This is a genomic window from Kribbella sp. CA-247076, assembly GCF_050942445.1.
Lineage (GTDB): Bacteria > Actinomycetota > Actinomycetes > Propionibacteriales > Kribbellaceae > Kribbella.
On sequence record NZ_CP192051.1, the window covers coordinates 4,267,181 to 4,287,055 of the forward strand.

A 19,875-nucleotide genomic window follows, 5' to 3' on the forward strand; every position below is an offset into this window, starting at 1 on the left:
CGGTTTGGTGTCGACGGGTTGACGCGGCCGTGATCTGTCCTAGTATGCCAATAGATCCCGCTGACAGGAACGCCGTTCCGATAATTGGAACAGGGGAATCATGACACAACAACGTGTCGCCGTCCGGCCGGTGGCCGAGCAGCAGACGATCGGCCGGCCGCCGCGCCGGCGGCTCACCATGACCCGGCGCCAGGCGCTGTGGTGCTACGTGTTCATCGCGCCGGCCGTGCTCGGCCTGCTGCTGTTCTCGCTCGGGCCGATGATCGCCTCGCTCGGGCTGAGCTTCACGTCGTACGACATGCTGACGTCGCCGGTCTGGACGGGCACCGAGAACTACAGCGCCCTGTTCGCCGATCCGATCTTCCGCAAGTCCCTCAGCGTGACCCTGATCTACGGTGTGGTGAGCGTCCCGGTGACCCTGGTGCTCGCGCTGATGCTGGCCATCCTGCTGAACGCGAAGCTGCCCGGGCTGAAGTTCTTCCGGTCCGCGTACTACCTGCCGAGCGTGATCAGCGGCGTCGCGGTGGCGATGGTCTGGAAGTGGATGTTCAACGGCGAGTACGGCCTGATCAATGCCGCGCTGGCCAGGATCGGCATCCAGGGTCCGGCCTGGCTGACCGACGAGCGGTGGGCGCTGCGGGCGTTGATCTTCATGAGTCTGTGGAGCTTCGGCGGAGCCATGCTGATCTACCTCGCCGGCCTGCAAGGGGTGCCCAAGGAGCTCTACGAGGCCGCGCGGGTGGACGGCGCGTCGACGTTCCGGCAGCACCTGCACGTGACCGTGCCGATGCTGTCCACGGTCACGCTGTTCAACCTGATCATGGGCATCATCAGCAGCCTGCAGGTGTTCGCCGAGCCGTTCGTGCTCACCCAGGGCGGGCCGAACAACTCCACCCTGCTGCTGTCGGTGTACCTGTACCAGAACGCCTTCGAGTACCTGAAGATGGGCTACGCCTCCGCGATCGCCTGGGTCGCGTTCGCGATCATCATGGTGCTCACCCTGCTGGTGTTCCGGTCCACCCCGATGTGGGTGCACACCGAGGCGGAGGACGACCGATGACCCGCCGGCGGTTGCCCCTGGGGATCTGGATCCGGCTGGCCGTGCTGTCGATCGGCTGCTTCGCCGTGCTGATGCCGGTCGCCTGGATGGTGCTCACGTCGCTCAAGGCGCCGCACCAGGTGTTCGTCACCCCGCCGGTCTGGACCTTCAGTCCGCAGTGGCACAACTACTCCGAGGTGTTCGAGCTGGTGCCGTTCCAGCGCTACATCCTGAACACCGCGACCATCGTCGGGTTCGTGGTCCTGGGCACGCTGCTCAGTTGCTCGTTCACCGCCTACGGGTTCGCGCGGCTGCGGGCGCCCGGCCGGAACGCGATCTTCATGGTGCTGATGGCCACGCTGATGCTGCCGACCACGGTCACCCTGGTGCCGACGTACATCGTGTTCAACCACCTCGGCTGGCTGAACACCTTCAGGCCGCTGATCCTGCCGGCGTTCTTCGGCTCGGCGTTCTTCATCTTCCTGTTCCGGCAGTTCTTCCTCGGCATCCCGCGCGAGCTGGAGGAGGCGGCCCGGATCGACGGGGCCGGCTACCTGCGGATCTGGTGGACCATCTTCCTGCCGCTCAGCTGGCCGGTGATCGCCACCGTCACCGTCTTCACCTTCATTGCCTCCTACAACGACTTCTTCGGCCCGGTGATCTACCTGTCCGACGAGTCGAAGTACACCATCGCGGTCGCGCTGTCGTACTTCAGCGGTTCGCCCCGGATCGGGCCGCAGATGCACCTCACGATGGCCGCGACCACGATCGCCGCGCTCCCGTCGATCCTGGTCTTCCTACTGGCCCAGCGCTACTTCATCCGGGGCATCGCCGTCAGCGGCGTGAACAAGTAGCCAACCGTCACCTCGAAGGAGACGCCATGTCAACCACCAGGTCGAACCACACCGTGAGCCGCCGGACCCTGCTCGGCGGCCTCACCGCCGCCGGCACCGCCGGTCTGTTCGGCTGTTCCGGCAACGGCGCCGGCTCGCAGCCCGCGCCCGCCCCGGCGCCGACCGGCACCGCCGTCGTCGGCAAGACCAACCTGGACATCTACGCCTGGACCAACGGCCCGACCATCGACGCCAACTTCCGCAAGCGGGTGGACCTGTTCAACAAGGAGCACGCGGGCAAGTTCACCGCGAAGATCAACTTCCTGCCGTACGACCAGTACTGGCAGAAGGTCCAGCTGCAGTACGCCGCCCGCAAGCCGTTCGACATCTACTACTGGGACGTGCAGGCCTACGCGCACTACAAGCGGAACCTGGTCTTCAACGAGCAGCCGGTGATCGACACCACGCCGATGATGGACGACTCGGCGTACCCCACCAAGCTGTACGACCCGTGGAAGTTCGACGAGAAGAACCTGTTCTGCGTCCCCGAGAACATCCAGTCGATGGCGCTGTTCTACAACAAGACGCACTTCGACCAGGCCGGCCTCGACTACCCCGACGAGACCTGGACCTGGGACAAGGTGATCGAGACCGCGCCCAAGCTGCAGAAGTCGGCCGGTGGCAAGGTGACCCGCTGGGGGATGGACATCGGTGCCCTCGGCATCTGGTGGGGCATCCAGGCGCTGGCCTGGGCGGCGGGTACGGCGTTCGTCGACAAGCCGCTCGAGCCGACGAAGTTCCAGATGACCGACCCGAAGGTGGTCGAGTCGATGAAGTACGTCCAGGACATGATGTGGGCCAAGCACGTCGCGCCGCGGCCGGACGAGCGGGCCGGGATCGCGGAGAACAACGGCGGCTTCGCCTCCGGCGCGTACTCGATGATCGCCGACGGCACCTGGAACATCGCCTCCTTCCAGCAGATGAAGGAGAAGTGGGCGATGGCGCCGCTGCCGAAGTACCAGGGCAACAGCGTCGCGCCGTACTGGCTGGGCGGGTGGGTGATCCCGCGGCAGTCGGCCGCGCTGACCGCGGCCCAGACGTTCGCGACCTGGAGCGCCACCGACTTCCAGCCGCAGATGGCCAAGGACCACGACTGGATCCCGCTGCAGAACGCGGCCCGGCAGTCCCAGGACATGCTGCGCGGCATGCCCGAGGGCTTCGACGCGGCGATGAAGAACCTGGAGAACGCGCGGATCGGCGACATCTACACCGCGAACATGCAGCAGATCTTCAACGAGGTCTACGGCACCAACTTCGAGCAGCTGCTGAACAACAAGCTCACGCCCCAGGCTGCTGCCCAGAAGATGCAGGACGCCGCGACCAAGCTGCTCGGCTGAGGAGCGTCATGCAGGCGTTGGTACTCGGCGACGTCGGCCGCTTCGACGTCGTCACCCTCGACGACCCGGTACCGGGCCCTGGTGAGGTGCGGATCGCGGTCACCGCGTCGGGGATCTGCGGCTCGGAGCTCGGCGGCTTCCTCGGCACCGACGGCCTGCGCAAGCCCGGGCTGGTGTTCGGCCACGAGTTCGTCGGCGCCGTGGACGCCTACGGTCCGGACGTGCCGCCGGACCGGCAGCTGCCCACGGGCACCCTGGTCACCGCCAACCCGCTGAGATCGTGCGGGACGTGTCCGATCTGCCTCGGCGGTCACGGCAACGTCTGCCCACAGCGGAAGCTCCTCGGCGGTCACGTCCACGGCAGCAACGCCGACCTGGTCGTCGTGCCGGTCGACGCTGTCCACCGGGTCGATCACCTGCCCGACCTCGGCTCCAGCGTCTTCGCCGAGCCGACCGCCTGCGCCCTGCGAGCAGTCGGCCGGACCCGGATCAGAGCCGGCGGATCGGCGCTCGTGCTGGGCGCCGGGCCGATCGGCCTGCTCCTGCTCGAGGTACTGCGGGCCAAAGGCGTCGAGCAACTGTTCTTCACCGAACGAGTTCACGGCCGGGTCGCGGCCGCGGAGGCCGGTGGCGCCAAGCGACTCAGCGACCGACCTGAGGAGCTCGTCCGGCAGATCAAGGACGTCACCGGCGGCCTGGGCGCGGACGCCGTCTTCGACGCGGTCGGCAGCGCCGACACCCGGACGGCGGCGACGCTCGCCGCACGCCCCGGCGGAGACGTGTGCTTCGTCGGCCTGCACTCGGCCGACGGCATGCTGCCGCTGCGCGACCTGATCCGCCGCGAGGTCGCCTGCACCACCAGCTTCGCGTACAGCCCGGCCGAGTTCGGTACGGCGGTCGAGCTGCTCGGCCGCGGCGACCTCGTTTTCCGCGGCGAGATCGTGCATGCCGACCTGACCGCCGGCCAGCGGTGGTACGAGGAGCTGATCAAGGGCCATCCGGCCGGCAAGGTCGTCCTCCAACCCTCAGCCCGAAGGACGTGATCCCGATCGAAACGCCCGTACTGACACCCGCCCTGCCCGGCGCCGAGGTTCAGCTGGTGCGGTCCCGGCCGGACGCCTGGACGTACGCCGCGACCGTGACCGGACCGTCCGGATCCGGCGGCTGGGATCCGCGGATCGGCTCGATCATGGTGCCGGAGGCAACGCAGATCTCCGGGTTCACGAGCAGTTGGGGGCTGGAGTTCCAGCCGGTCACGCTGCCGGTCGGCGAGCCCGCGGAGCTCGAGGTCACCACCGGCCGCTCCACCCAGGGCGCCGTACCGTGGCTCGCCGTCGAGACCGACGCCGGTGTGTACGTCGTGACCCTGCACTGGAGCGGGAACTGGCGGCTCGGGACCACGCCGACCGACGAGGGCCTCCGGATCGATGTCGCCTTGCACCCCGACGGTCAGCGGATAGTGCTGGCCGAGGGCGAGTCGTTCACCCTGCCGCAGGTCAGCGTCGCCTGGGGCGAGACCCGGCGCGAGGCGTCCGCCGCCCTGGCGCGGCAGCTCGCCGAGCAGGTCCCGGCCGGACCACCGCTACTGACTGAGTGGAACCACTGGTGGCCGTACGAGGACGCGGAGATCACCGAGGACGTCTTCCTCGCGAACGCCGCGATCGCGGCCGGCCTCGGACTCGAGGTCGCGGTACTGGACGCCGGCTGGTTCGGCCGGCCGGACGCCGACAGCGACTGGTACGCCGAACGCGGCGACTGGCACCGGGTCAACACCGAGCGCTTCCCGCACGGACTGCGATGGCTCGCCGACCAGACCCGCGCCCGCGGCATCGACTTCGGCATCTGGGTCGAGGCCGAGGCCGTCGGCGCCCGCGCCTCCATTGCCGGCGAGCGTCCCGAACTCCTTGCCAAGGACAACACCGGCGGCAGCCTGGGCTACGTCTGCCTCGGCGCCCCGGCCGGTCGCGAACACCTGTACACGACGGTGTCCGGGCTGATCGAGACCACCACCGCCCGGTGGATCAAGTGGGACTTCAACCTCGACCCCGGCGCGGGCTGCTCACGCGATGACCACGGTCACGGCCCTGATGAAGGGCTGCTCCGGCACTACCTCGGCCTGTACGACGTCTTCGACCGCCTGCGCGCGGCGTACCCCGACACCGTGCTGGAGGCCTGCTCGTCGGGCGGTTTGCGCATCGACGCCGGACTCGCGGCCCACGTGGACGCGTTCTTCCTGTCCGACCCGGACTGGACCGAGCACCACCTCACCTGCCTGTGGGGAGCTGCGCAACTACTGCCACCACGCCAACTGCTGCACTGGCCCCAGAGCGAGTGGCGCGGCGAGCACCGCTTCCAGAAGGCCGACTACTCGGGCACGTTGATGACCCGGGCGCAGTTCGACACCAAGATGCGGGCCGCACTCTTGCACCGCTTCGGGCTGTCGGTCCGGCTGACCGAGATGCGGGCCGACTTCCTCGAGCGCCTCGGACAGCATGTGCACACTTACCAGTCCGTCATCCGGCCGATGGTCGAGTCGGGCGTACTCGTTCCGTTGACCGATCAGCCGTTGCGCGAGGAGAAGGGACGGCGGCAACCGGCGTACCAGCTGACCGCGGGCGATCGTCACCTGCTGGCCGGCTTCCGGCTGCCGCCGACGGGCGGCTGGGAGGCGGTCGTGCCGGCTGGGCTCGACCCGGACGCGACGTACTCGGTCGCCGTGGTCGACGGCGACGAGGACGTCGTACGCCGTACCGGACGCGACCTCGCCAAGGAAGGATTGGTTGCTACGGGCAAGGACGAGACGTCGGTCCTCTGGCTGCTGACCCGGGACGCGTGACGTGCGGTCAGCCCGGATACGGATAGCAGCGGGCGGTCGCGCCGCCGTCCACGGTGATCGACTCGCCGTTGACGAAGCTCGCCTCGTCGGACAGCAGGAACGCGACCACCCGGGCGATCTCGACCGGCTCGATCAGCCGGCGGATCGGGTGCAGGTCGGCGTACTCCGCCAGCAGGGCGGCCGGATCGTCGGCGGCGTCGAGGAACGACTGGGTCAGCGGCGTCATCACCGCTCCGGGCCGGACCGCGTTGCACCGGATCCCGTGGGCGGCCTCCTCGATCGCAAGCTGCCGGGTCATCGCGTCGATGCCGCCCTTCGTCGCGGCGTACACGAACGACTCCGGGAAGCCGACCAGGGAGTGGATGCTCGACATGTTGACGATCGCTCCCCCGGCGCCGCGCAACGCCTCGGTGGCGACTGCGCAGCCGAGCATGGTCCCGACCAGATTGACCTGCACGATCGCCTGCAGATCCGCCTCGTCCAGCGACCGTGCGCTCGTCGGCCGCTCGATCCCCGCGTTGTTCACCCAGCCGGTCAAGCGTCCCGCCTCGCCGGCCGCCCGACCGGCTCGCTCGTGATCCGCGCGCCGGGTGACGTCACCGGTGACGCCCACGAACGCCTCGCCCAACTGGTCGCCGAGGCGTTGCAGCCGTTGTTCGTCCCGGTCCAGTCCGACCACTGTCCACCCGCGTTCCACCAGCAGGCGGGCAATGGCCTCGCCGATCCCGTTGGCCGCTCCGGTCACCACCACTGCGTCGTCCACGGCCCTAACCCTATGCTCACCGAGAGGCGGTCACCATGACCGAATTCCCGTTGCCCTTGGCCATTTCCGCCGCGGTCGTCGACGGCCAGGCCGGGCCGTTCCGGCGCCTGTCCACCACGATCGCCCGAGACGCTGCGCTGGTCGACCTCGAGATCGGTACGGCGGACGCGCGGGTCGAGTGGCTGCACCCGTTCAGCTGGGACGCCGGCCTGCGGGGTGTGGTCGCGCCGACAAGGACGTTGTCCGACGGCGACCGGATCTGCCTGCACGCCGGCCCGTACGGCACGGCCGATGCTGTTGCCCATCGCAACGACGAGCCGATGCGCTTCCCGGATGCCGGTGACGGGCACCGCTACCTGGCCGGCGATGCGCCCGGTCCGGACGAGGTTCATCAGGACGCGGCCGCCTGGACGTTGGTGGAGTCGGGTGGACACTGCGTCGTACTCGCGTGGGAGTACAGCGGCTCGCTGGTCACCGAGGTGACGGTCGGAGGCGGGCGGTTGCGGATCACCAGCAAGTTGCCGGCGGACACCTTTCACCCCAGCGCGGACAGCGAGCTCTGGAACTCGGCCGGTCCGGTCGGCTGGCTCGCGGTGGTGCCTGGTGGCCTGGACGCGGGCGCGTCGGCGCTGCGCACGCTGGTGCTCGACGAGTTCGCGACGCTGCCGGACCTGTCCGGGATGCCCGGCGAGCCCGAGTTTCCGTGTGTGGTGGCGAACTCCTGGGGTGTCCAGGAGAACACTTCGACCGAGCGCATCCTGGCGATGATGGACGCCACCGCCGCGGCCGGCGCCGAGGTCTTCGTGGTCGACAAGGGCTGGGAACGCGCGGTCGGCGACTGGCACGCCAACGACCGGTTCCCGTCCGGACTACGATGGCTGTCGGACCAGGCCCGCGAGCGTGGTTTGGGCTTCGGCGTCTGGTGCGGCTTCGGCAACGCGGACCCCAAGTCCCTGGTCGCCTCCGAACATCCCGACTGGCTGGCCGCGTGGCGCGGGACGACACCGCGGCTCAGCTTCGACAACCACGCGCTCTGCCTCGGCCACGACCCCGCTCGGGACTGGATCCTGGACGAGCTCCGCCGGGTCGTCACCGACTTCCGGCTGACCTGGTTCCTGCACGACTTCGAGTCCATCGCCCGCTGCGACCGCGACGACCACACCCACGACCCGGGCGCCGGTGAACACGCCGCCGAGCTCGCCTGGCACCACATCCTGCGCACGCTGAAGACCGAGTTTCCCCAACTGGTGCTCGAGAATTGCTGGAACGGCGTCCGGCCGCTGGACCTCGCGATGATCCGCAGCCACCACACCACGATCACCGAGGACCACTGCCTCACCCGGTGGAACAGCCTGGCCAAGGTCGGCCTCGGCCGCTACCTCCCGCTCGACTGGCAGAGCGCGTACATGGGCGCCGAGGACCTGCCGCCGCGGGCGCGGATCGCGCCGTACGTCGTCGGCGGTCCGTGGGTGCTGATGGACGACCCGGAGACCTGGTCCGAGGAGACCCGGGAGGCCCTGACCAAGGCGGTGCGACTCTTCAAACACTGGCGAAAGTCTTTGCGTACGGCAACCGTCCGCCGGCCGCAGGTCGACGTTCCCCGGTACGACGCCGTCCAGGCGACCACCGCGGACGGCGTCGTACTGCTGGCGATCGGCGTACCGGGCGGCGGCGACGAGGTGCGGGTGCGGCTGGACGGGGTCGAGGGCGACTTCGTGTTGACCGACGAGTGGTCCGGTGAGACGCGTCCGGTGACCGTCGACGACGGCGGTCTCCGGCTCCCGGTCGAATACAGAGGTGACGGCCTGCTCGTGAGCCTGACCCCGAGGTAGGCGAACTTTCGGCGGAGAGATCGCGTCTGACCTCGCACGGTGACGCTATGGGGGTGTCACCATTCGTCTGGGGGAAGATCATGATTCGACAGCTGGCCGCCGTCGCGGCCGCCGCCACACTTCTCGTCACCACTCTGCCGGCCGCGCAGGCCGCGGTCGCCGGCCCCGCCAGCCCGGCGACCTGCACCAAGAAGGTCCTCGACCTGCCCGCCGACTCGCTGGGGTCAGGCAGCGCGAGGTCCGCGGATCCGTCCGGCCGGTACATCCTCGGCCAGGCGAGCCGGGAGGGACGCATGCACAACCAGGCCGTGCTCTGGGTGGACGGCGTCCCGCGCTGGCTGGCATCCCAGCCCGACGGCGAGACCTTTGCCTACTCGGTCATCAAGGGTGGATTCGTGCTCGGCACGACGTACGGCGACACGACCCAGCACTGGATCTACTCCGCCCGCAGTGACTCGTACCGGATCCTCGACCTGGGCGACGTGCAGTACCCCGAGGTCAGCGCGATGAACGAGAACCGCGACGTTCTCGGCACCGTCCTGGATCCCGCCGGGCAGCGGGCCCCGTTCGTCTGGCCGGCGAGCGGCCAGCCGCGGCAGCTGCCGATGCCGAACGGCCACTCCGTCGAGTCCATGGACGACATCTCCGCCGACGGGCTGGTCGTCGGACGGCTCAACCTCCCCGAGGGTGGCGGGACCAGCTTCCTCTGGCGGCCCGGGCAGGCTCAGCCGACCCGGCTGACCGGCGCGGGTGACGAGCGGGTCTGGGCGCGCGAGATCCAGGGCCGCTGGATTGCCGGCGGGAACACCGACCTCGACAACCCGACCGGCCTGCTCTGGAACACCCGGCACAACCGGACCGTGCGGCTCGAGGCTCCCGTGGCCGACCTCAACAGCTCCCGGGACGCGGTCACCTCCGGTCTGTTCGGCCCGCTGGGCGACCGCGCGTCGACGTTGATCCGGCGCGACGGCACCAAGCTCACCTTCCCCGAGGGCACCATGCTCGAGCACATCTTCGAGCGCGGCACCCAGTGGACCGCGGCCGGGTACGACGTCAGCTCGAGCCCGCACCAGCCGCTCGTCTACGCCTGCGAGTAGTCCGCCGTACCAGCAACCGCCTGCCCACCGGCCGTCCGGTGGGCAGGCGGTTCGGTCGCTTGGATGCACGCGTTTCGTCGGTGGTCGCAGGTAGGGTCCTGCTGTGGACGATGGGGAGCGGATTCAGGAGCTTGCTGATCGGATCGTGGTGCTGCGGGACGCGTACTACCGGGGGTCGCCGGAGGTGGCGGACGCGGAGTACGACGCGATCGAGGACGAGCTGCGGGGGCTGATCGAGGCCAATCCGGAGCTCGCGCCCGACCCGAACCCGTTGGACCAGGTCGGTGGGCCGGCGGTGCTGCACGCGCCGGTCCGGCACTCGCGGCCGATGCTGTCGCTGGAGAAGGCGACCCGCCCCGAGCAGGTCGAGGCGTTCTTCCACCGCTTCCCCGGTCAGCCGGTCGTGGTCATGCCGAAGCTGGACGGCCTGTCCCTGGCCCTCGTGTACGAGCGCGGGAAGCTGGCCCGGGCGGTCACCCGCGGCGACGGGACGACCGGCGACGACGTCACCCCGCTCGTCCGGGCGCTCACCGACGGCGTCCCGGAGCGGCTCGACGTACCGGATCGGGTCGAGGTGCGCGGGGAGGCGGTCATGCTGCGCTCGACGTTCACCGCGTACAACGCCGCCCATCCCGACAAGCCGTTGATCAACCCGAGGAATGCCGCCGCCGGCACCCTCCGCGCCAAGGATCCGGCCACCGTCGCCGAGCGCCGCCTGCAGTTCTTCGCCTTCGACCTGCTCAGCGACCGCGACTCCGCGGACGCCGACCTCGAGCGCGCGTTGCAGACGATGGGCTTCACCGTCGCCGACATGCGGCACTGTGACGACCCGGCGGCGGCGCAGGCGGTGATCACCACGATCGAGCAGCAACGCAACGACCTGGACTACGACCTCGACGGCGCCGTCCTGCGGCTGGCCGACCGGGACGCGTTCGCCGCCGCGGGCACGCGGTCCAGCTCACCCCGCGGTGCCCTGGCCTACAAGTTCGCCGCCGAGGAGAAGACCACCGTGCTGGCCGACGTGGTCTGGGACGTCGGCAAGACCGGCAAGATCGCGCCGGTCGCCTGGCTGGAGCCGGTCTTCGTCGGCGGTACGACGGTCACCCGCGCGACCCTGGCCAACCAGGAGGTGATCCGGGCGCGCGACATCAAGATCGGCGACACGGTCCTGGTCCGCCGCGCCGGTGACGTGATCCCGTTCGTGGCCGGCGTACTGGACGCGTCGAAGCGCACCGGCGCCGAGCGGGACATCGTGCCGCCGAGCGTGTGCCCGTCGTGCGAGCAGCCGTTGACCGAGCAGGGCAACAGCCGCGAGCTGTTCTGCACCAACGTCGCCTGCCCCGCCCAGACCGTGCGCCGGCTGATCCACTGGGCGTCCCGGGCGGCCGCCGACATCGACGCGATCGGCGGCGTCTGGATCGAGCGGCTGGCCGAGGCCGGGATCCTGGAGCACCCGTCGGACTTCTACCAGCTGACGAAGGAGCGGCTGCTGGAGTTCGACCGCATCGGCGAGGTGTCGGCCACCCGGATGATCGAGTCGATCGACGCCAGCCGCCAGGTCGGCCTGCGCCGCGCGTTGATCGGCCTGGCGATCCCGATGGCGTCCGAGGGGACGGCGGCCAGACTCTGCCGCGCCGGGTTCGGCTCCCTGGAAGAGGTCGCCGACGCGGGCGTCGACGGCGTGGTCGCCGTGGACGACATCGGCCCGAAGGTCGCCGCCTCGCTGATCGAGCACCTGACCCGCCTGCGCCCCGAGCTCGAACGGCTCCGCGCGGCCGGGGTCTCGCTCGACGTCCGCGAGGAAGACCTTCCGCCCGTCGTCGCGGCCGGTGCACCGCTGGAGGGCAAGACGGTGGTCGTGACCGGGTCCATCAGCGACCCGCGGTCCGGTGAGAAGGTCACGCGCCCGGCCTTCCAGCGGCTCTGCGAACGGGCCGGCGCGACGATCGCCTCGTCGGTCTCGGCCAGCACCGACCTGCTGATCACCGGCGCAGACGTCGGCGCCGCCAAGCTCACCAAGGCGGAGAAGCTCGGCGTCACCGTCGTCGACCAGTCCGAGATCTGGCAACAACTACAAGCCGCCGACCTACTCCCCCGCTGACGTCTGCTGGACTGGGCGGGGACGGAAGTGGCACTGGTCAGGTGAGTTCGCGGAGGCGGGCCTTGGCGCCGCGTTCGACGAAGAGCGGGACGAAGTCCCGGATCGGGACGTTGTCGAACTCGGGCCGGGACTGGCGCACGACCTGGGCGACTTCGTCGGTGGAAACCCGGGGGAACTGCTTGGCCAACCGGTCGATCACTTCGTTGATCGCGCGATCCTCATCTGACCTGTCCATGCCGTCCACGATGACTCTCGCACCAGGCCCGAACAAGAGTTGTCCAACATTCGACCACTTGCCGCCGATCTCCGGACTCAGCAGTTCCAATGAATGCCGACGCGCACAGTATGTGAGCGTCTGAGCGCGGAGCGTGTCCTACTGTGGCCGGGTGACCAAGGTAGTGACCTTCGTAGGTGAAGGTGGAAAGACGACGTGCGCGGTCGGGTGCGCGGAGGCCTTCCGGCAGGCCGGGCTGCGGGTGCTGCTCGCCGACACGACACCGGACCAGGCCGCGGCGAGTTGGCAACGGCTCGCCGGCTGGCAGGTCCCCGTGCTGGCGCGCGGCGGGGTCCGCGCCGACCGCGACCACTGGGCGGCGATCGCACGCGACGAGTACGACGTGGTCGTCGTGGACACCGCGCCGACGGCCGGCTACGCGGGTCGGCCGGCGCCGATCCTGCGGGCCTCCACCGATCTGGTCGTCGTACTCACGCCGTCGTGGGTCGACCTCGACACGGTCGGCGCACGGCTGGCGACGTACGCGCCCCCGGATCGCCGGTCCGTGGTGCTGCTGAACCAGGTCGTACCCGGTGCGTCGGCGTCGGTGCGGGAGGCCGTCGCGGCGGCCGGTTGGGCGGTGTCGACGACCGAGCTCCCGCTGTCCGAGGTACACGCGAGGGCGTACGGCCGGGACCCGGGGACGCTCGCGGCCGCGTTCACCGGCTTCGCGGCCGCGTTGATCACTACCTGGCGCGAACCGTTCGCCGTTGGTGTTTGGTAACGAAGTACCGCGTTCAACGAGTTGTGCCTTGCCCGGTGCGCGGCTGCTGCGGTAGTCATCGTGCACCAGGAGGGAGCATCCGATGGACGTCGGGAGCAACGAGGTCACCACCGCGCTGCAGGCGGCGTACTCCGGACTGCTGCGCGCCGTCGAGCTGGAGCGGCGACGACCCGAGGACAGTCTCGAGGCCCCGGCGGTGGTCTCCGACATCCACGAGCTCCGGACGATCATGACGGCCGCGTCCCAGCTGATGCTGTCGTTCGGCCTCCCGCGGTACGGCGGCATGGTGAAGTGGGGGCCCGCGGGCGAGCCCGACAATCCCGACAACCTCTCGCCACGCCAGTTCCTCGAGGCGGCCGACGCCGACCTGACGGCGGCGTACCAGCACCTCCAGCGCGCCGCCGAGAGCCTGACCTCGGCCCGCCGCCGCCTCTCCGCCCTGAGCTGACCCCCACGCCCTCGTGTCCCCGGGGCCCTGCTGACCCCTGTGCTGGGCCGACTCCCGTGGTGGGGCCGGGGAGGACTACTGGCGCGACGAGGCACGAGCGAAGCGACGGTTGTCCTACCGGCACATTCAGGAGGTAGCGATGACCGACCAGCTCGGCTACGAGGTGTTCCTCAACCAGGGACCGCTGCAGACCACGGGCTTGCTGCCGAACGGCGAGCTCAGGCGGTTCTCCCCGATCGCCAGCACGTTGATCCGCGGGCGGAAGCAGGCGGTGCTGACCGATCCCGGGTTCACGATCACGCAGGCGGACGCGCTCGCTGAGTGGGTCGCCGGGAAGGACGTCGACGTCACCGACATCGTCATCACGCACGGGCACGGCGACCACTGGTTCGCGGCCGATGTCCTGGCCGACTGGTTCGGCGCCCGGATCGTGGCCTCCCCCGGGACGATCGCGCAGATGCACGCGAACGCCGCCGCCCGGCGGCTCCTGTGGGACACCGTGTACGACGACATCCCACCGTCTCCCGTCACCGCCGTACCCGTCCCGGACAACACCCTGACACTCGAGGGGCACGAGCTCCGGATCGTCGACGTCGGCCAGACCGACATCGACGACAGCACCGTCCTGCACGTGCCCGACCTCGGCCTGGTCGTCGCCGGCGACGTCATCTACAACGGCGCCCACCAGTACGTCGGCTCGGCCCTCGGACCCGACGGCTTCGGTCCCTGGCGGGACGCGATCGCGAAGGTCGAAGCGCTCCGGCCACGGCGGATCGTCGCCGGTCACCAGAACCGTCTCGGCGACGACGCCGTCCGGACCATCGCGGGAACGCGGCGCTACCTCGACGTGGCCGAGGAGTTCCTGCGGACGAAGCCGACCGCCCTCGACTACTTCACCGCGATGATCGAGCGCTACCCCGACTACGCGGGCCGGCTGATTCTGTGGGCGGGTGCCGGGGTCCAGTACGGCGTACGCGAGCCGTCCGGCATCGACCGGCTCAAAGTAGTGGTGTCCGCCTGGCAGTGAGCCGGCCATCTCCCAGGGACAACGCCCGTAAGTCTCCCTGGTGTGACGGCGTGCCGACCGCGGGACGGTGGTGCCAGCACAGAGGACAAGTCTTGGAGGCACCCATGAAACGCCTGCGTGGATCCCACGGAGCACCCCTGCCGGCGGCCGGCCGCCCGGTCACGGCGCCACCAGGTCCCGACACCGGGCCGGTGATCGTGCTGGTCGACCATCGGACGACCGACGCCGGGACGCTGGAATGGGCCGCGGCCGAAGCCGCCGCCCGCGGAAGCACGCTGCGGATCGTGTACGCGTTCCGCTGGCCACGGATCGTCGACCCACTGGGCAACGCGACCGTCGACCTGCGGGCCCAGGAGGCTGCCGAGGCCGTGGTCGAGGCCGCCGTACGGCGAGCGCGCAAGATCGTGCCCGGCCTTCGGATCAGCACCCGGATCTTCCCGGGGCGGCAGGTCACCGCGCTGGTCAGCGAGGCACGCCACAGTCCGCGGTCCCTCGTGGTGCTCAGCCATCACCGGCAGTCCGGCCGGCTCGAGCGGGCGTTGGCCCGGCGGTTGGTCCGCCGTACGTCGACCTCGCTCGCGCTGATCGGATTGTCGGCACCCGGTGATGTCGGACGATCGGCCGGGCGGGTGGTCGTCGGCGTCGACGCTCACGGCGGGCCGCCGACCGCGCTCGGCTTCGCGTTCCGCGCGGCCCGACGGCGGGGCACCGGGCTGACAGTCGTCCACGCGAGCGCGCCGCACCGCGCCGGCGACGCCGAGGACGCCGTACGCGTGTGGCAGATGGCGTATCCGGACGTCGACGTCCAGTGGGACGTCGGTCAGGGGCCGCTCGACAGCGCCGTCCTGGCGGAGTCCGCAGCAGCCGCGCTGACCGTGATCGGCCCCTGGCGCCACCGTCTGGGCGGTGGTTCAGCGTCAGGCACCGTCCTACGCCTCACCCGCGGCCCAGTAGTCCTGGTCGGAGCATCCTCGTCCTGAACCCACCGCCGCGTAACCCCACCCCCGACCCTCGGTCGGGCGCCCGACGGCTGATGATGAGGACATGGCTGATTGGGAGACTCTTCGGGCGTTGGCTGACGAGGGGAACGAGAAGGCGCTGGATCGGCTGGCTGATCTGGCGGACGAAGGCGATGACGCCGAGGCCTTGAACGAGCTGCTCGACGAAGGCTCGGAGCGGGCCGGAGAGCACCTCACTCGTCGCGCCGTCGCCACGAACGACCTGGTGGAGCTGCAGCGCATCCGGGACGCGGGGTACGACGAAGCCGGCGAGGTGCTCGACCGCCTCCTCGACCAGGGTGCGTAACCGCCTTCAGCGGCGGATGTGGCGCGGGGACAGGTAGGCGCGGGCTACCTGGGTGGTGAAGTGGCGGGCAAAGGTGAGGAGGGCTCGGGCGGCGGACGGGACGGACGTGGTGCCGGTGGGGCGGATGCTGGTGAGCAGGCGGGCGGTTTCAGCCGGGGAGATGGTGACGGTTCCGGTCGGGATGGTGCCTTCGAAGCGGTCGTCCGGCTGGGTGACGGCGACGTGCAGGACGGTGGTCGCCCGCCACGGATTGTTGCCTCGGGCCCGTTGTACGTACTTCCGGCCCTGCAGCAGCCACCGGGTGCCCTCGTCGTCGGTGAACGGCACCAGGTAGTCCATGGTGCACGCCGGTCCGCCGTCGACGTTCGCCAGCAGGTGCATGACGCCGTCGACGACCGGCTCGGGATGGCTGGTCATCCCCTCGACGTGGATCGTGCCCGTCAGCCCGACGGTGTGCACCGGGTCGTCGAGGAAGCTCCGCAACTCCGGGATGGACGCGTTCAGCCGCAGGGTGACCCGGCCGGTCTGCTCCTCGCGGTCCGGCAGGGCGACTCCCCCGCGCATCACCTCACGGAACCTGATCCCCGGGGCGGTCGAGGCCCGCGGGCCGCGGCGGACGACCGCATCGACCGCCGCGTCCTCCGGAATCTCCCGCGGTACGACGGCAGCGTGCTCCGGCGCGACCCAGTCGCCGATCCCGGTGATGCTGCGGACCGCGGCCTCGAGGCAGCGTTCGGCGACGGCCGCGATCGTGAGTGACGGATTCCCCCCGGTCGCACCCGGCAGGATGGCGCCGTCCACGACGTACAGGCCCGGGTGCCCGAAGACCTGGCCCTCGGTGTTGACGACCGCGGTCGCGGCGTCCGTGCCCATCGGCGCGCCGCCGAGGTTGTGCACGGTGACCGGCTGACGGAGGAGCCGCCAGGTTGGGGTGACGAACGGCCGGCCGCCGAACCTGCGCACCAGTTCTCCGGAGAACGCCTGCTCCTCGGCGTACAGCGGGTCGCTGCGGGTCACGTCCCAGGTGACCGACAGCCGGTGGTTGCGGCCCCGCAGCGTGATCCGTCCGTCGGCGTGGTCGCGGCCCATCGCCAGCAGCACGGCGGTGTCGGGATGACTGGCGTCGAGCTCACCGGCGAATCCGCGGGTGGACGCGAGGACCCGTTGGGTGCCTTCGCCGATGCTCCGGGCGACGTACGCCGGGAGTTGCGACAGCCGCAGGCCTTGCACGAGAGCGGCGAGGTGCTTGGAGTATCCGCCGTCCTCGAGGACGAACCAGTTCTCCTGGTCGCCCCGCGCCGTCCTGATCAGTGAGGCGGTGGTGATCGTCGGACCGGAGCTCGGCTCGAACGGCTGGTCGAGGCCGGCGCCGAAGCTGAGGAAGTCGCCGTTGCCGGAGTACCCGCTGCCGAGCGCGGCCGGCAGGTCGGGCAGGGTGCCGTACTGGTCGCGGCTGCGCAGCAACAGTTCGGTGCTGCCCAAAGCGCCCGCGCTGAGGAAGACGTACCGGGCGGTGACGTCCCGTTCGACTCCGTCGCGCGCGCCCTCGGGCCGGCCGTGCTCGCGCAGCCGGACGCGGTAGCCGGTGTCCGTGCGGCTGATGTGCACAGCCTCCGTCAGGGTGCCGACGGTCGCTCCGTGCTGCTCGGAGAGGGCGAGGTAGTTCAGGTCGAGGCTGTTCTTGGCGCCGACGTTGCACCCGATGTCGCACTCACCGCAGAACACACAGCCGCGCTGCGGTACGCCGAAGGCGTTGCGCTGGCCTGGTCCGTCGTCGGCGAACGTGACCGCCAGGTTGGGATGGAAGAAGCCGTCGGCGTGCCCGAGCTGCTCGGCCGCCTGCGCCATCAGCCGCGCCTTCGGCGGGAGCCGGCCGCTGGCCGGATCCACGGTGACCGGTCGTACGTCGAGCATGTACGACGCGAGGTCGTAGTACGGATCGAGGGACTCCCGGGTGTACGCCGCGGGCCAGCGCTCGTCGAAGATGTCGGCCGGCATCCGCGCGGCGACGTTCGCGTAGACGAGTGAGCCGCCGCCGTACCCGGCCGCGCGGACGGCGAGGATGTCGTTCAGCGGTGTCGCGTCGTACAGGCCGTAGTTGCACAGCCAGAGCCAGCCGTCGTCGAGCCGGGACAGGTCCCGCGGAAAGCTGCCGGGGCGCCAGCGGCGGCCCCGCTCGACGACGGCGACGTCCACGCCGGCCTGGGCGAGCCGGCACACCGCGACGGCACCGCCGAACCCGCTGCCGATGACCAGCGCCTCGAAGTCACCGCGCTGCAGGTACTCGGACGCGCTCTGCTCGGTCGGGCTCATCTGTCCTCCCTCGTTCAGTCAACTGTCCTGCGGTAGCACTCGCGGCGCCAGATCGCCGGCGCGACGGCACGAGCAACGCCGCGATCAATGCGGCGAGCGACGTACCGGTCAGCAGCAGGAAGCCGCTGGTGTAGCCGCCTTCGGCCGGCAGTCGGCCCGGTTGCACCTGTCCTGCGACGATGCTGCCCATCAGCGCCGCGCCGATCGATCCGCCGATGGTCCGGAAGTTCGCGTTCATCCCGCTGGCGGCACCGGTCTGCTGCGGCGGCACACTGCCGACGATCAGGTTGGTCATCGCCGAGAACGCCAGACCTGCCGCCAGGCCGAAGACCGCTGCCGCGAGGGCGATCTGCCAGCGCTCGTCATGGGCGAAGGCGAGCACGGCCGCAGCCAGCACGCCCGCGGCGGAGCCGAGAACCAACTGACTCTTCGAGCTCACGGATCGTTCGATCCGCCCGCTGAGCACACCGGCCAACGACATCGTGACGACCATCGGCACCATCAGCAGTCCGGCCTCGCTGACACTCGCGCCAAACCCGTACCCCGCGGCCGCCGGCGTCTGCACGAACTGCGGCAGGAACGCGAAGATCGCGAACCAGCCCGCGCCGAACAGCAGTGCGACCAGGTTCGTCGTCCACACCGCGGGCAACCGCATCATCCGGAGGTCGATCAGCGGAGTGGCCGAGCGGACCTCGGCGGTCAGCCACGCGGTCAGCGCGACGACAGCCACGACCGCCACTGCGATCGTCCGCGCCGAGGCCCAGCCCCAGCTCGGGCCCTGGCTGACCGCCAGCAGCAATGCGGCGAGCCAGGTCGCGAGCAGGCCGGCGGCGACCCAGCTGATCCGGCCCGGCTGCCGGACCGGCGACTCGGGAACGAACAGGTACGCCGCGATCGCGGCCACGGTCACCACGATCATCGGGATCAGGAACAGCCAGCCGTAGCCGAGAACCTCGACGATCGGGCCGGCGAGCACGATCCCGAGCCCACCACCGGCCGCGATCACGGCCGACATCGCTCCCACCGCGACCGGGACGCGCTGGGCCGGGAACTCGTCCCGGATGATCCCGAACGCCAGCGGGAACACCGCGCCGGCCGCGCCCTGGACGACCCGGGCCACGATCAGGACCGTGAGGTTCGGCGCGAACGCCGCGAGCAGCGAGCCCGCGGCGAGCGCCGCCAGCACCCCGAGCAGGGCCCGCCGCTTGCCGATCGCGTCGCCGATCCGGCCCACGATCGGGGTGAAGATCGCGGCGGACAGCAGATTCGCGGTCAGCACCCAGGTGACCAGGCGCTGGGAGGTGTGCAGCTCGGCCTGGATGGTCGGGAGGACCGGCGCGATCAGCGACTGCAACATCGCGAAGGACAGCACGCCGGCGGCGAGTACCGCGAAGGTCGCACCGGGCGACGGACGACGGGTGGTGGAGCTCCGGGGTTGTGCGGTCATCACTTGGCGCGGTTCGTGGACTCGTCGGCGGCGCCGCTGCCCTCGTACGACCCGAGGCCGGAGACCAGGTCGACCAGGGCCGCGTCGTTGGCGAAGCGGTCCGCGTGCAGGGCGTCGATCTTGGCGCCGATCTCCGGGTCCTCGTCGTCGGTGAGGTCCTGGGAGATCATGTTGTCGACCAGCGGCAGGCCGACCTCGTCGATCTTCCGGTGCAGCGGCGCGTGCAGGTACGTGTGGTACGCGTCGATGTCCTTCAGCGCGTACATCGCGCCGTACTCGAACTCGCCGCCGAAGTCGCGCCCGACCGCCCAGTGCTCGACCACGTCGAGGTCGCGGCCCAGTTGGCGCAGCAGCTCCAGCGCGTTCTCGACCTCGGCCTTCGGCGCGGTCGGCTTCATCGAGATGCGGATCTGGTGGTAGATCATTCCGGTGTCTCCTT

The 19,875-nt window shown here is 70.3% G+C and carries 18 protein-coding genes; 13 read left to right on the forward strand and 5 right to left on the reverse strand.

Going from position 1 to position 19,875, the window contains the following annotated elements; all coding sequences use genetic code 11:
* Positions 1-100: 100 nt before the first annotated feature.
* Genes ACQPYZ_RS20180 through ACQPYZ_RS20200 form a run of 5 tightly spaced genes read left to right on the forward strand, consistent with a single transcriptional unit; the run spans position 101 to position 6,105 of the window.
* Entirely contained in the window at positions 101-1,060 is a 960-nt protein-coding gene (locus tag ACQPYZ_RS20180) for a carbohydrate ABC transporter permease (RefSeq protein ID WP_433158097.1), read from the forward strand.
* Positions 1,057-1,893: a carbohydrate ABC transporter permease gene (locus tag ACQPYZ_RS20185; protein ID WP_433158099.1), complete on the forward strand. Its 837-nt coding sequence runs from the start codon at positions 1,057-1,059 to the stop codon at positions 1,891-1,893. Before ACQPYZ_RS20180 ends, ACQPYZ_RS20185 begins: the two co-directional genes overlap by 4 nt.
* A 26-nt stretch (positions 1,894-1,919) precedes the next feature.
* On the forward strand, positions 1,920-3,269 hold the full coding sequence (locus tag ACQPYZ_RS20190; RefSeq protein WP_433158102.1) for an ABC transporter substrate-binding protein: 1,350 nt from the start codon (positions 1,920-1,922) through the stop codon (positions 3,267-3,269).
* A gap of 8 nt (positions 3,270-3,277) precedes the next feature.
* Entirely contained in the window at positions 3,278-4,312 is a 1,035-nt protein-coding gene (locus ACQPYZ_RS20195) for a zinc-dependent alcohol dehydrogenase (protein WP_433158105.1), read from the forward strand.
* Positions 4,309-6,105, forward strand: a complete 1,797-nt coding sequence (locus tag ACQPYZ_RS20200; protein ID WP_433158108.1) for a glycoside hydrolase family 36 protein — start codon at positions 4,309-4,311, stop codon at positions 6,103-6,105. Before ACQPYZ_RS20195 ends, ACQPYZ_RS20200 begins: the two co-directional genes overlap by 4 nt.
* 7 nt (positions 6,106-6,112) lie before the next feature.
* Here the strand turns inward: ACQPYZ_RS20200 and ACQPYZ_RS20205 are convergent, their stop codons facing one another.
* Positions 6,113-6,868, reverse strand: coding sequence for an SDR family NAD(P)-dependent oxidoreductase (locus tag ACQPYZ_RS20205; protein WP_433158111.1), 756 nt, complete (start codon positions 6,866-6,868; stop codon positions 6,113-6,115).
* 35 nt (positions 6,869-6,903) lie between these two features.
* Here ACQPYZ_RS20205 and ACQPYZ_RS20210 point away from each other — a divergent pair, with 35 nt between their 5' ends.
* The 3 genes from ACQPYZ_RS20210 to ligA all read left to right on the forward strand — a co-directional run bounded on the left by ACQPYZ_RS20210 (position 6,904) and on the right by ligA (position 11,898).
* Positions 6,904-8,700 carry a glycoside hydrolase family 36 protein gene (locus ACQPYZ_RS20210; RefSeq protein ID WP_433158113.1) on the forward strand — a complete coding sequence of 599 codons (1,797 nt, stop codon included), beginning with the start codon at positions 6,904-6,906 and terminating at the stop codon, positions 8,698-8,700.
* Between the two features lie 80 nt (positions 8,701-8,780).
* A complete protein-coding gene (locus tag ACQPYZ_RS20215) occupies positions 8,781-9,797 on the forward strand; it encodes a hypothetical protein (RefSeq protein WP_433158116.1) in 1,017 nt (338 codons plus the stop codon).
* A gap of 103 nt (positions 9,798-9,900) precedes the next feature.
* Positions 9,901-11,898: an NAD-dependent DNA ligase LigA gene (gene ligA / locus ACQPYZ_RS20220; RefSeq protein WP_433158118.1), complete on the forward strand. Its 1,998-nt coding sequence runs from the start codon at positions 9,901-9,903 to the stop codon at positions 11,896-11,898.
* Positions 11,899-11,935: 37 nt separating this feature from the next.
* Here the strand turns inward: ligA and ACQPYZ_RS20225 are convergent, their stop codons facing one another.
* Complete coding sequence (locus ACQPYZ_RS20225; RefSeq protein ID WP_433158120.1) at positions 11,936-12,133, reverse strand: three-helix bundle dimerization domain-containing protein; 198 nt, start codon at positions 12,131-12,133, stop codon at positions 11,936-11,938.
* Positions 12,134-12,284: 151 nt separating this feature from the next.
* Here ACQPYZ_RS20225 and ACQPYZ_RS20230 point away from each other — a divergent pair, with 151 nt between their 5' ends.
* The 5 genes from ACQPYZ_RS20230 to ACQPYZ_RS20250 all read left to right on the forward strand — a co-directional run bounded on the left by ACQPYZ_RS20230 (position 12,285) and on the right by ACQPYZ_RS20250 (position 15,676).
* Positions 12,285-12,896, forward strand: coding sequence for a ParA family protein (locus ACQPYZ_RS20230; protein ID WP_433158124.1), 612 nt, complete (start codon positions 12,285-12,287; stop codon positions 12,894-12,896).
* A gap of 82 nt (positions 12,897-12,978) precedes the next feature.
* Positions 12,979-13,344, forward strand: a complete 366-nt coding sequence (locus ACQPYZ_RS20235) for a hypothetical protein (protein WP_433158126.1) — start codon at positions 12,979-12,981, stop codon at positions 13,342-13,344.
* Positions 13,345-13,483: 139 nt separating this feature from the next.
* Entirely contained in the window at positions 13,484-14,371 is an 888-nt protein-coding gene (locus tag ACQPYZ_RS20240) for an MBL fold metallo-hydrolase (RefSeq protein WP_433158128.1), read from the forward strand.
* Positions 14,372-14,475: 104 nt separating this feature from the next.
* Positions 14,476-15,351 carry a universal stress protein gene (locus ACQPYZ_RS20245; protein WP_433158131.1) on the forward strand — a complete coding sequence of 292 codons (876 nt, stop codon included), beginning with the start codon at positions 14,476-14,478 and terminating at the stop codon, positions 15,349-15,351.
* 64 nt (positions 15,352-15,415) lie between these two features.
* Positions 15,416-15,676 carry a hypothetical protein gene (locus ACQPYZ_RS20250; protein ID WP_433158133.1) on the forward strand — a complete coding sequence of 87 codons (261 nt, stop codon included), beginning with the start codon at positions 15,416-15,418 and terminating at the stop codon, positions 15,674-15,676.
* Positions 15,677-15,682: 6 nt separating this feature from the next.
* On the opposite strand, the gene ACQPYZ_RS20255 is transcribed toward ACQPYZ_RS20250, so the two are convergent.
* The 3 genes from ACQPYZ_RS20255 to ACQPYZ_RS20265 are packed head-to-tail and all read right to left on the reverse strand — an operon-like array spanning position 15,683 to position 19,861.
* Complete coding sequence (locus tag ACQPYZ_RS20255; RefSeq protein WP_433158135.1) at positions 15,683-17,989, reverse strand: GMC oxidoreductase; 2,307 nt, start codon at positions 17,987-17,989, stop codon at positions 15,683-15,685.
* Complete coding sequence (locus ACQPYZ_RS20260; protein WP_433158138.1) at positions 17,943-19,436, reverse strand: MFS transporter; 1,494 nt, start codon at positions 19,434-19,436, stop codon at positions 17,943-17,945. Before ACQPYZ_RS20260 ends, ACQPYZ_RS20255 begins: the two co-directional genes overlap by 47 nt.
* A complete protein-coding gene (locus ACQPYZ_RS20265; RefSeq protein WP_433158141.1) occupies positions 19,436-19,861 on the reverse strand; it encodes a Dabb family protein in 426 nt (141 codons plus the stop codon). The genes ACQPYZ_RS20260 and ACQPYZ_RS20265 overlap by 1 nt, the downstream gene beginning before the upstream one ends.
* Positions 19,862-19,875: the final 14 nt, after the last annotated feature.

Bases quoted from the DNA above. Each gene is read 5' to 3' on its own strand.
- ACQPYZ_RS20180 (WP_433158097.1), top strand. From the start codon at position 101: ATGACACAACAACGTGTCGCCGTCCGGCCGGTGGCCGAGCAGCAGACG.
- ACQPYZ_RS20185 (WP_433158099.1), top strand. From the start codon at position 1,057: ATGACCCGCCGGCGGTTGCCCCTGGGGATCTGGATCCGGCTGGCCGTG.
- ACQPYZ_RS20190 (WP_433158102.1), top strand. From the start codon at position 1,920: ATGTCAACCACCAGGTCGAACCACACCGTGAGCCGCCGGACCCTGCTC.
- ACQPYZ_RS20195 (WP_433158105.1), top strand. From the start codon at position 3,278: ATGCAGGCGTTGGTACTCGGCGACGTCGGCCGCTTCGACGTCGTCACC.
- ACQPYZ_RS20210 (WP_433158113.1), top strand. From the start codon at position 6,904: ATGACCGAATTCCCGTTGCCCTTGGCCATTTCCGCCGCGGTCGTCGAC.
- ACQPYZ_RS20215 (WP_433158116.1), top strand. From the start codon at position 8,781: ATGATTCGACAGCTGGCCGCCGTCGCGGCCGCCGCCACACTTCTCGTC.
- ACQPYZ_RS20225 (WP_433158120.1), bottom strand. From the start codon at position 12,133: ATGGACAGGTCAGATGAGGATCGCGCGATCAACGAAGTGATCGACCGG.
- ACQPYZ_RS20235 (WP_433158126.1), top strand. From the start codon at position 12,979: ATGGACGTCGGGAGCAACGAGGTCACCACCGCGCTGCAGGCGGCGTAC.
- ACQPYZ_RS20240 (WP_433158128.1), top strand. From the start codon at position 13,484: ATGACCGACCAGCTCGGCTACGAGGTGTTCCTCAACCAGGGACCGCTG.
- ACQPYZ_RS20245 (WP_433158131.1), top strand. From the start codon at position 14,476: ATGAAACGCCTGCGTGGATCCCACGGAGCACCCCTGCCGGCGGCCGGC.
- ACQPYZ_RS20250 (WP_433158133.1), top strand. From the start codon at position 15,416: ATGGCTGATTGGGAGACTCTTCGGGCGTTGGCTGACGAGGGGAACGAG.
- ACQPYZ_RS20255 (WP_433158135.1), bottom strand. From the start codon at position 17,989: ATGAGCCCGACCGAGCAGAGCGCGTCCGAGTACCTGCAGCGCGGTGAC.
- ACQPYZ_RS20260 (WP_433158138.1), bottom strand. From the start codon at position 19,436: ATGACCGCACAACCCCGGAGCTCCACCACCCGTCGTCCGTCGCCCGGT.
- ACQPYZ_RS20265 (WP_433158141.1), bottom strand. From the start codon at position 19,861: ATGATCTACCACCAGATCCGCATCTCGATGAAGCCGACCGCGCCGAAG.